The 10,968-nt window shown below is 35.1% G+C and carries 10 protein-coding genes; 5 read left to right on the top strand and 5 right to left on the bottom strand.

The features are described from left to right. Positions 1–461: 461 nt before the first annotated feature. The 3 genes from tyrS to RZ78_RS01450 all read right to left on the bottom strand — a co-directional run bounded on the left by tyrS (position 462) and on the right by RZ78_RS01450 (position 4,230). A complete protein-coding gene (tyrS, locus tag RZ78_RS01460; protein WP_054607903.1) occupies positions 462–1,718 on the bottom strand; it encodes a tyrosine--tRNA ligase in 1,257 nt (418 codons plus the stop codon). A 302-nt stretch (positions 1,719–2,020) separates the two neighbouring features. After that, a complete protein-coding gene (locus RZ78_RS01455; RefSeq protein ID WP_054607902.1) occupies positions 2,021–2,785 on the bottom strand; it encodes a DUF4811 domain-containing protein in 765 nt (254 codons plus the stop codon). Further along, positions 2,785–4,230 (bottom strand): MDR family MFS transporter, encoded by a 1,446-nt coding sequence (locus RZ78_RS01450; RefSeq protein WP_054449683.1) that lies wholly within the window; start codon positions 4,228–4,230, stop codon positions 2,785–2,787. Before RZ78_RS01450 ends, RZ78_RS01455 begins: the two co-directional genes overlap by 1 nt. A gap of 184 nt (positions 4,231–4,414) precedes the next feature. Between RZ78_RS01450 and RZ78_RS01445 the strand changes: the two genes are divergently transcribed. The 4 genes from RZ78_RS01445 (at position 4,415) to RZ78_RS01430 (ending at position 7,544) form a co-directional block, all read left to right on the top strand. Then, a complete protein-coding gene (locus tag RZ78_RS01445) occupies positions 4,415–4,879 on the top strand; it encodes a MerR family transcriptional regulator (protein WP_054607901.1) in 465 nt (154 codons plus the stop codon). Positions 4,880–5,090: 211 nt separating this feature from the next. Further along, positions 5,091–6,308 (top strand): glycosyltransferase, encoded by a 1,218-nt coding sequence (locus tag RZ78_RS01440; protein ID WP_054607900.1) that lies wholly within the window; start codon positions 5,091–5,093, stop codon positions 6,306–6,308. Between the two features lie 2 nt (positions 6,309–6,310). Beyond that, positions 6,311–6,622 carry a hypothetical protein gene (locus RZ78_RS01435; RefSeq protein ID WP_054607899.1) on the top strand — a complete coding sequence of 104 codons (312 nt, stop codon included), beginning with the start codon at positions 6,311–6,313 and terminating at the stop codon, positions 6,620–6,622. Further along, complete coding sequence (locus tag RZ78_RS01430) at positions 6,612–7,544, top strand: polysaccharide deacetylase family protein (RefSeq protein WP_237756971.1); 933 nt, start codon at positions 6,612–6,614, stop codon at positions 7,542–7,544. The genes RZ78_RS01435 and RZ78_RS01430 overlap by 11 nt, the downstream gene beginning before the upstream one ends. 94 nt (positions 7,545–7,638) lie before the next feature. Here the strand turns inward: RZ78_RS01430 and RZ78_RS01425 are convergent, their stop codons facing one another. After that, a complete protein-coding gene (locus RZ78_RS01425) occupies positions 7,639–8,331 on the bottom strand; it encodes a 2,3-diphosphoglycerate-dependent phosphoglycerate mutase (protein WP_034532690.1) in 693 nt (230 codons plus the stop codon). Between the two features lie 70 nt (positions 8,332–8,401). Beyond that, complete coding sequence (locus RZ78_RS01420) at positions 8,402–9,448, bottom strand: AI-2E family transporter (RefSeq protein WP_081006873.1); 1,047 nt, start codon at positions 9,446–9,448, stop codon at positions 8,402–8,404. 148 nt (positions 9,449–9,596) lie between these two features. Between RZ78_RS01420 and RZ78_RS01415 the strand changes: the two genes are divergently transcribed. Beyond that, positions 9,597–10,775 (top strand): SAM-dependent methyltransferase, encoded by a 1,179-nt coding sequence (locus tag RZ78_RS01415; RefSeq protein WP_054607898.1) that lies wholly within the window; start codon positions 9,597–9,599, stop codon positions 10,773–10,775. The last annotated feature ends 193 nt before the right edge of the window (positions 10,776–10,968 follow it).

The following is a 10,968-nucleotide window of genomic DNA, read 5'->3' as shown; positions in this document are numbered from 1 at the left end:
TCTCATCTTAAGATGAAAAGCTTAACTTAGCTCTTCTGAATAAATTGTTATTTTATAAGCGAATTGACTTCGCAATGTTTAATTCTTACAACTAAGTTGTAAGTTCCTTACACATCATCGATTATCAATCTTGTTCAGTTTTCAAAGATCTACCTTTTATTAACTTGCTGTCTCAATTGACAACTTGTTAATAATATCATCTTATCAAAGCCGTGTCAACAACTTTTTTAATGACTTTCGCGTCATATCAATAACGCAACTCATTTATAATATCAAATTAATGACATTGTGTCAACATGTTTTGAAAAATTAATCGTTGCTGATTTGTAATCATTTTTGATTACCTCTCTCAACAACAAATAATATTATGCCAGGTAAACCTTATAAAGTCAACACTTCTCAGCAAATAAATTAAAAAAAGTAGATTGAACTAATCAATCTACTTTTATATGATCCTATTACTATTTAATTCTAGCTAAGAAGTACTTCTTCTTACCCCTTCTAACAACAACGAACTTACCGTCGAATGAAGTACTTGGGTCGATTTCGAAATCAACATCGTCAACCTTTTCTCCATTAATACGGATAGCACCGTTACTTACATCTTCTCTAGCTTGTCTTCTTGATGGTTCGATTGCAGTATCGTCTGCCAACCATTCAACAATATTCTTCTTGTCTGCACTAACTTCAACGGAAGGCATGTTCTTGAATCCAGTTTCTACTTCAGCAGTAGTTAAGTCTTGAACGTTTCCTGAGAATAATGCTTCGGTAATGTTTTGTGCTTCAACTACAGCATCCTTACCATGAACAAATTCAGTTACTTCTTCGGATAGACGACGTTGAGCAACTCGCTTCCATGGTTCGTTCTTAACTTGTTCTTCTAGTTCTTCGATTTCTTCTTTGTTTAGGAAAGTGAAGTACTTCAAGTACTTGATTACATCCCTATCATCAGTGTTAATCCAGAATTGGTAGAATTCGTAAGGTGTAGTCTTTTCTGGATCTAACCATACAGCTCCACCTTCAGTCTTACCAAACTTAGTACCATCTGCTTTAAGCATTAATGGAATAGTTAAACCAAATGCTTTTGCATCTGCACCTTGGGTCTTATGGATTAGTTCGATACCGCCAGTGATGTTACCCCATTGATCAGCACCACCGATTTGTAATTCAACACCATTGTTCTTGTATAGGTGTTCAAAGTCCATCGCTTGTAGAATTTGGTAGGTAAATTCAGTGTATGAGATACCTGTTTCTAGACGACTTGAAACAATTTCCTTATTCAACATAGTGTTAACGTTGAAACGTTTACCATAAATACGAAGGAAGTCTAATAATGATAGTTTTGAAGTCCAGTCGTAGTTGTTAACAATTTGGAACTTACCATCTTCACCAAACAAACTCTTCATTTGGTTAGTTAAGCATTCTTCATTGTGCTTAACTTGTTCCATACTTTGTAACTTTCTTTCAGCCTTCTTACCTGATGGGTCACCGATTGAACCAGTAGCTCCACCAATTAGAATAACTGGCTTGTATCCAGCTAGTTGGAATCTCTTCAAAATCATGAATGGAATTAAGTGTCCAACGTGCATACTGTCACCAGTTGGGTCAATTCCTGCGTATAGACCAATCTTCTTTTCGTTTACTTCTTTCTTTAGGCCTTCAGCATCAGTTTGTTGATTAATGGCGCCACGCCATTGTAAATCATCGATAATGTCCATGTTTCTTCCTCCTAATAAAAAAGTCCCTGACAAATAAATTGTCAGGGACGAAATGTTTTTTGTTAATCCGCGTTACCACCCAAGTTATCGTACTAATGTACGATCTCTTTCAATCATTTATAACGAAATGACGCGTCCAATAATGGAAAGCTCCGTAGGTGTAATTCTTCAACGCGTTTGCCTAGTTCGCATTCCCACTAGGTTTCTGAATACACAAATCGCATTAAATACTGGTAACTACTTCTTAGCTTTATATTTAATAGATACTATCATAATAATCAGCAAAGAAATAAAAGTCAACACTATTTAACTTGGCTTAGCTTTTGCTTGATTTCAGGCATCATCTTTTGAAGTGCTTCAGCTTGTGCTTTCTTAGTGAATTCAGCAGTTGCTTTCTTAACTAGTGCTTTTTGTTGTGCACCTGTCATCTTAGGGTTCTTCATCATTGCTGCCTTCACTTGAGCTTGAACGTATTGTTCAGCCGCCATCTTCATTTGGGCTTGAGCAGCAGTGTTTGATCCACTAATTTCTTTGATAATTGTTGGCAATTGTTTTGCTTGGTTAACTGTTAAAGTCATCCAGCTCTTTGGAACATAGAAGTAATTGATTGTTTTTACTCTAGTTGGCTTTTGTGCCAAACCAAACCATAGGCGATTAGCACTTGAGTTGTATTCATATTTAACAGTCTTAGTTACTAACTTAGCCTTATCACTATTAATAGTAATAATCTTGTTTTCTACCTTATCAGTACCAGTGTGTGATGGCTTAGTTGCGTTTTCATCAGTACGGTAAATAACAACCTTGTCTTTACCTGAAGTACCGATTGGTTGGTAAAGTAACATGTTCATGCCCTTATCAGTACTTGAAACTAAATTAGTTGAAGTTTCGTGGGTAACTTTGTGCATACCATAGTGATCATGGAAGTTAATAGTAATGAAGAAAGTTGAAAGGATAAATAGAACGGCAAATACAATAGAAGTAATTGCATGCAATACCTTGTTGTTAGTTAATAGGTTAAAACAAATAAAGAATAGGAATGCAGTAATGCATAGTACGAATAAAATCATTATTTATTTACCCCCTTTTTGTTGTCATGTAGCCAGAAGCTAGCAATGAATCCAACTACAATGAAGAATGCAGCTACCCAGAATGCAGCATGGTACCCACTTAATGTAGCGTTAATTGCTGAATCCTTGTAAGCCAATGGATCTAGTTTTAATAGTGACTTAGCAGGCATGTTGCTTGTAGTTACGTTAGATAGAATTGAAACCAATACGGCTGTAGCGATGGCAGCACCAACTTGTCTTACAGTATTGTTAACTGCAGTACCGTGGTTGATCTTGTCATCAGGTAATGCGTTCATACCGTAAGTAGTTGAAGGCATCATTACAAGCGCCATACCAAATGTTCTTACAGCATATAGGATAATGATGTAGGTAATTCCAGTGTCTGCGGTAATATATGCAAATGGCACTGTACCGAAGAACAATAGAATTAAACCAGTGGTGATTAGTTTCTTAGCACCGTGCTTATCAAAGATTTGACCAGCGAATGGTGAAACAACCCCCATCATTAAAGCACCAAGTAATAGACTTAATCCTGAATGGAAAGCGTTCATCCCACGAACAATTTGTAGGTATAATGGTAGAACCATTTCAAATCCAACTAAAGCCATCATTGTAATTGATGAAAGAATAGTTGCGATTGAGAACTTAGCTGACTTGAATACTCGTACGTCTAAGAATGGTTTTTCCATTACTAATTGACGCCATACAAATAATACGATAAAGATTGCACCGATAATTAATGTTGAGATAACTGTTGCGCTACCCCATCCATCAGTACCAACTTCTGAGAAACCGTATAGTGCACTACCGAAACCAATAGTTGAAAGAATTAATGACAATACATCAATTTTTTCCTTATTAGTAGGTAGAATTGGACGCATGTAGTATAGACCTAATAAAATCACAATGGCGACGATTGGAATAATTATTCCAAATAGATCACGCCATGAGTAGTTAATTAAAATCCAGCCTGATAGAGTTGGTCCAATTGCTGGAGCTAAACCGATAACAACACCGGATAATCCCATAGCTGCACCACGTTTTTCAGGTGGGAAAATTCTAAGCATGATAGTTTGTAGCAATGGCATTGTTACACCAACACCAAGTGCTTGTATTAAACGAGCTGCTAACAATGTACCAAAGTTAGGAGCGAAGAAAGCAAGTACAGTCCCTGCTTCAAAAACCGTCATTGCTCCTAAGTATAACCATTTAGTGTTAACACGGTTTGATAACCATGCACTAACTGGAATTGCAATCCCGTTAACCAACATAAATCCAGAAGTTAACCATTGAACAGTTGAAGTACTAATGTCAAAGTCTTTCATTAATGTAGGAAACGCAGTTGCTAAAATTGTTTGATTTAAAATAGTACAGAAAGTACCAACCAATAAAATCACAACAAGCATAATCTTGTTGTATGATTTACCGTTTGCATCTACATTCATAATCTAACCCCTTTTCGTTAATATTTTTATTTTCTCTATAAATTTCGACAATAACTAATATACATCTGACATTTTTCTTTGTCAACAAATTTGACAAAGATATTAAAAAATATATAATAATTATTGATTATGTGACACTATTCAGAAAAAATTAAGAAATTTAAGAAGAAAAGGATGTGAGATTGTGGAAGAAAAATATAGTAAGGAAGACATTCAAGATTACTCCGACCGCGTTCATAAGCTAATGCAAGATCTTGATTTATCAATCGGAATCGGTGGGTTGTCTAGAACCTGTAACGTGCCACAAAATAAGATTAGATATTGGGAACAAAAAGGATACATTCGCTGCCAAAAAGGTGATAAAAATACCAGTCATCGTTATCCATATTCATCAATTATTAAGGTAGAGTTAATCAAATCTTTTTTGAACTCGGGATACACACTCACTAAGGCAGCGGAAAAAGCAGAAGTATTTGATAAAACCGGCAGTCTTCTTCACAGAATCGCAAAACAGCGATTTAATTGCATTGACGTGATTAATGAACGTCCAGCAATCGACATGGGTCCCTTAAAAGATGATCCAGATAAACATGTCTACTTTGTCGACTATGACGGCGATTTAGAGGCCCAGATTATTAAGAAAAACTAAAAATGAATTCCAAGTATGGAATTCATTTTTTATTTGTAATAATATTGAAACAATTGAGGCTCATAGCTTTGATATATTAGGAAGTTTAATTTATAATTGAAGTATGATAAATATATGGTTTTTACAGTCATACATATAAACAAAACGCTAAAATATCTTATTGTATTCTAATATCTTATTTAGTGGTCCTTAAAGGAGGAATTCATTTATAATGTGGTTTTTAGATATTATTAACGATTTCATTATCGGATATCCAATTGTTGTGTCAGCAATTTGGATTGTCGGGGCGCTATACTGTAACATCTACCGTCGCTCTGAAAAATTCGCTAAAGTGGATGGATCTGAATCAGTGTCAATTCTAGTCCCCGCTCATAACGAAAGTGATACGTTAAACGAAGCGATTTCAGCAATTTCAAACATTGACTACAACAACTTCGAAGTTGTTTTAATTGATGATAAAAGCGATGACGATACATTAGATATTATGTACAAGTTGCAAAAGCAATATGCTAATCAATTCAAAATCAAGGTCGTTCCAATCGACGTTAACCAAGGTAAAGCTAACGCAATGAACGAAGGTTTTAAGGTTGCTGAAGGAAAATACGTTGTTGGTATCGATTCAGACTCCCTACTAGCAAAGAATTCTGTAACTGAACTAGTTAAGACACTTAAGACTAATCCAAAACTAGGTGCCGTTGCTGGTAAACCAGTCGTTAGAAATAGAACTACGGTTTTAGGTCGTTTACAACTTCTTGAATATATCGGTGTTATCGATATTATCAAAAAAGCTCAATCATACCTATATGGACGTATCAATACTGTTTCTGGTGTTATCGTTGGTTTTAGACGTGAAGCACTAGAAGACGTAGGTGGATGGCATACTGATGTTATTACTGAAGATATTGATATTACTTGGAGAATGTATCGTAAGGGTTGGAGCGTTAGTTATCAACCTACAGCAATCTGTTGGATTCTAGTTCCAGAAAACACTAGAAATTTAATTAAACAACGTCGTCGTTGGGCTCGTGGTGGTATGGAAGTTATTGCTAAGAACAAGGATCTTCTACTACATGGTTCAATTACTCAAAAAGCTTTAATGTACGAAACAATTATCAGTAGTACTTGGGCTGTTTTAACTGCATTGAGTACTATCTCTTATTTCTTCAACCTATTATTAATTCATGAAGTTCAATTAGATGGTGACGTCTTATTAGTACTTATCATCGTCAGCATTTTACAATTCTTCATCGGTTTCTATGGTTCACACGAAACCGCCCTATTAAATTTCGTCGATTTACTATTGATTCCTGCTTACATTGTTTACTACTGGATGATCAACTTAATCTCATGTATCTTGGCTTTAGTTTCATTCTTCCTAGATCCTGAAAATGTAGGTACCTGGAGCAGTCCAGATCGGGGGGTAAAATAATTATGAAGAAAGATTTGAGAAAAGATTACGAAACATTCGTAATTAGAAAGAGTATTAGTCCATTAAGACGTTTATTTCACTTTATTCTATTCGCTGCTTTATGGATTTATGTTGCCTTTGTTTTAATCGTAAACTTCGCTTTTCTATTTGGTTTCTACAGTGATGATTTTGTTAGTTTCTACCTATTGTTAAACCTAAACTATGATTTATACATCAAGCTATTAATTGCAATTGCTGGATTAATTATTATCACTGCAATATACTCAACATTTAGATTAGTTTATTTACGGAGGTTAAACAAAAATGTCAAATAAGAATCAAAAAATGACAAGAAAGCAACGTAAGATTATTGTTATTATTTTAGCAATCATTTTGTTCGTCATTATGTCATTTACTATCCACAGATCTGTTGCTTACGATAAAGGTAGTAGTGAATACTACGGCTTAACTAAGCAAGAAGAAAAAGCAAAAAACGGTATCTTGGTATTTTGTTACCACCGTATCTTAAAGAACAACCTAGGGGTTAACGTTTCAAGAACCCTATCAACCAATTCACAACTTCACGATTTCGATGTGCCCGCTAACGAATTCAAAGAACAAATGGAATTCTTACACAAGCACAACATCAAGGTTATCTCTGGTGCTGAAATGGTCAAAATGACCAATTCAAAGAAACCAATCAAAGGTAAATATGCTGTACTAACATTTGATGATATTGATAGAACTACTATTGATAACGCTATTCCAATCATGAAAAAGTACAACTACCCATTCACTACTTTCATTATCACCGGTAACACCGGTAGATATCGTGAAGGTACTCAACTAGCAACATGGTCACAAATTCATTACGCTAGAAAAGAAGCTGGTAACCTAATGACAATTGGTGTTCACACCAACAACATGCACTACCTTACTTCAAATTTGATTCCAGTGTTTAACCTACCTAAGAACTACGATCGATTTACAAAAGACTTCGTTAAATCTAGAAAAGTGCTAAAGGCACACACTGGTATTTATGCTGATTCATTTGCCTATCCTTATGGTGGTGGTACTCCTAGAATCTCACAATTCTTAGCAAGACAACCTCATCTAGGATGGGTTGGAACACTCGATTCCGGTACTGTTTACAACAATGGTAACGGTGATCATACTGATCCAATCTACACACCAAGAATGATTATTAATACAAACAGTTGGCCAAGTATTCGAGAATGGTTCTTAAAGAAAAGCTAACTAAAATAAAAGCCATACGAATTAATCGTATGGCTTTTTTATTATCTTTTTTTGCAAATAAAGAAGCCCTCATATGAGGACTTCTTTTTAGTTATTACTTATCTAATTTTGTCTTGTTTTGAACTTCTAGTTTATCGTTAAATTCGTAAACTACAGGTTCACCTGTCTTCATTTCAAGATCCATGATATCATCATCAGAGATTCTTTCAATGTACTTACTTAATGCACGTAGTGAGTTACCGTGTGCAGCGATGATAACGTTCTTGCCATCTAACAGCTTAGGAGCAATTTCGTCAGCCCATAGAGGCATAACACGTTCTAAAGTAACCTTTAGGTTTTCACCACCAGGGATTAAGTTAGGATCTAAGTCCTTGTAACGACGGTCGTTTACAGCTGAACCTTCGTCATCTGCACTCAATAGTGGAGGTAGTGTGTCGTATGAACGACGCCAAATGTGAACTTGTTCGTCTCCGTACTTTTCAGCAGTTTCTTTCTTGTTTAGACCTTGTAGACGACCGTAATGACGTTCGTTTAGTCTCCAAGTCTTAGTTTCAGGTACCCATAGTTGGTCTGATTCTTCTAAGGCGTAATGTAATGTCTTGATAGCACGAGTTAGAACTGAAGTATATGCGTAATCAAATTCTAATCCTGCCTTCTTAACTAATTTACCAGCTTCTTTAGCTTCTTCTACACCCTTATCGCTTAGGTCAACATCTTCCCAACCAGTGAATTGGTTTGAAAGGTTCCATTGACTTTGTCCGTGACGGATCAATACAAGTTTTGACATAGGTCGAAAACCCCTTTCTATTTCTTAAATCAACAATACTATTTTACATCAAAAGTAAAAAATTTACATCCTATTTAACAATTCTCTTTATATTTATTGATTTTTTATTTTCACCTTTCACTCCCAAAATTTCTAGGAAGAAAGCCAAAATTGGTACAGAGACGATTAATCCCCATGTTCCAAAAATTTCTTCACCAATTAGTAAGGCACAAAATGTATAGAAAATTGGTAATTCTGTTCTAGAAGACATTAGTTTTGGATTCAAAATGTATGCTTCTAGGAAGTGGACTACAGCAATCATGATAATTAGATAAATGATGTACTTAAATCCACCTACAGAGTAACCCACAATTGATAAAGGCACCAATGAAATAATTACCCCAGCAACAGGCACTAGACTTAGGAAAAAGATCATAATTGATAGAATTACCAATTGTGGAATTCCCATAAATGCCATGATTAAGGTAGTAAAGATGGTGTTAAATAGTGCAATCAAGAATTGTGCTTCTAAAACGACCCCAAATGTTTTGGTAAATGTCTTAGCAAAGTAGTAAACGTCTTGGAAGAACCATGAAAATTCTGCATCCAAGAAGCGTTTGCTAAACTCACCCATTGATTTTTCTTCTAATGTAAAGAAGAAACTCAAGATTAGAGATAAGAAGAATGTTACCCCCATTTGGCCTACACTAGATACATATTGAAGAATAATTGAGAAGCTCCCCTTCACTTCGCTTAGAAAGTTAGAACGGTGGATGAACTGAACAATCATGTCCTTAATTTGGCTAGTACCATGAAGGTTATTTGGATCTTCGTAGAAATCAATAATGTGTTTTGATGCTGTAACAGCTTGGTCGTAAATTACCGGTGAGTAAATTGCAACCGCACTTACTACCCCAGCAATGAATAGTAGATAAGTCAAAATGACTAAGATAGGTGCTGGAATCTTAATGTATCTTCTGACGAAGCCGACCCATTTGGTGACTAGCAATGAGAAGATGAAAGTTAGTAGTAACATACTCATCATTGAGCGCATTAGATATAAAACAAAGATTATAAAAATCAATACACACCAGCGTCTTAATTTAACGTTGGCTAAAAATTTATCCCACAGTTTCATAATTCACCCCGCTATTTAGTTATGTTTCAATTATAACATTTTACACTATAAAAAATAATGAAATTAGTCGGTGTCTTTACTTACATAAAGTACCATCATAAGAGTATAATGGGTTCGTGGTTTTATTAATAAAGAAAGGACTGTTCTCATGTTTGAAAAAACTTTTTATAAAACATTTTTTAAACACGGATTTAATGAACCAATCCAAGTAAATTATTGGGACGGAAAATCTGAAAAATATGGTGAAGGTGAACCTAAGGCTACCATCGCTATGAAAGAACCAATTCCTATCAAGGATATTAGAAAGAATGCTTCTATCGCATTGGGAGAAGCTTACATGGACGGAAAAATCGATGTTGATGGAAGTATTGAAGACTTAATCGTTTCAGCTTACCAAAAGTCAACTAGTTTTATTCGTGACCATAAATACATTAATTTCCTACCTAAGCAAAATCATAACGAGTCCACTAGTAAGAAGGACATTCAAAGTCACTACGATATCGGTAATGACTTCTACAAGATTTGGTTAGATAAGACAATGACCTATTCATGTGCTTACTTTGAAAATCCTGACGATGACTTGTACGAGGCTCAAATGCAAAAAGTACACCACATTATCAAGAAACTAAATCCTAAGCCAGGTCGTACCCTACTAGACATCGGTTGTGGTTGGGGTACATTAATGCTAACTGCTGCTAAAGAATACGGGCTAAACGTAGTCGGTGTTACTTTAAGTCAAGAACAATGCGATTACGTAAACGCACAAATTGAAAAATTTGGTTTACAAGATCAAGCTGAAGTTCGTTTACAAGATTACCGTCAACTAGGTGATGAACATTTTGATTACATCACTTCAGTTGGTATGTTCGAACACGTTGGTAAAGAAAACTTGAACGAATACTTCTCATGCATTAACAAATACCTAAAGGACCACGGTGTTGCTTTAATTCACGGAATTACAAGACAACAAGGTGGAGCCTACAATGGTTGGATTAACAAATACATCTTCCCCGGTGGATATGTTCCTGGTATGACTGAAAACCTAGATCACATCATCAACAATGGTCTTCAAATCTATGACTTAGAATCATTAAGAAGACACTACCAATACACATTGGAACACTGGGACAAAAACTTTAACGATCATATTGATGAAGTTAAAGAAGTCATGGGTGATGACGAACGCTTCTTAAGAATGTGGGACTTATACCTAAAGACATGTGCTGGCTCATTCAAGGCTGGTAACATTGACGTTATGCAATACTTAATCTCAAAGGGTCCTTCAGGACAAGAACTACCAATCACTAGAGATTACATGTACAAATAATTGAAAAAAACTATTAAAAACATCGGTGAAAAAATTTCACCGATGTTTTTTTCTTTTAATTGTCTTGACTTTTATTTCTGATTTATGGTTTAATTATAAAAATTTTAATTATTTTCTAATCTAATTTTAATTTTTTAAATACATTACTTTTAAGTAAGGGAGTTGATTCAATATGATAAATGCAACAAAAGAT

Origin of the sequence: Apilactobacillus kunkeei (assembly GCF_001308195.1) — a bacterium.
Taxonomy (GTDB): Bacteria; Bacillota; Bacilli; order Lactobacillales; family Lactobacillaceae; genus Apilactobacillus; species Apilactobacillus kunkeei_C.
The sequence above is the reverse complement of the archived record's forward strand: the minus strand, read 5'-3'. Positions and strand labels throughout refer to the sequence as shown.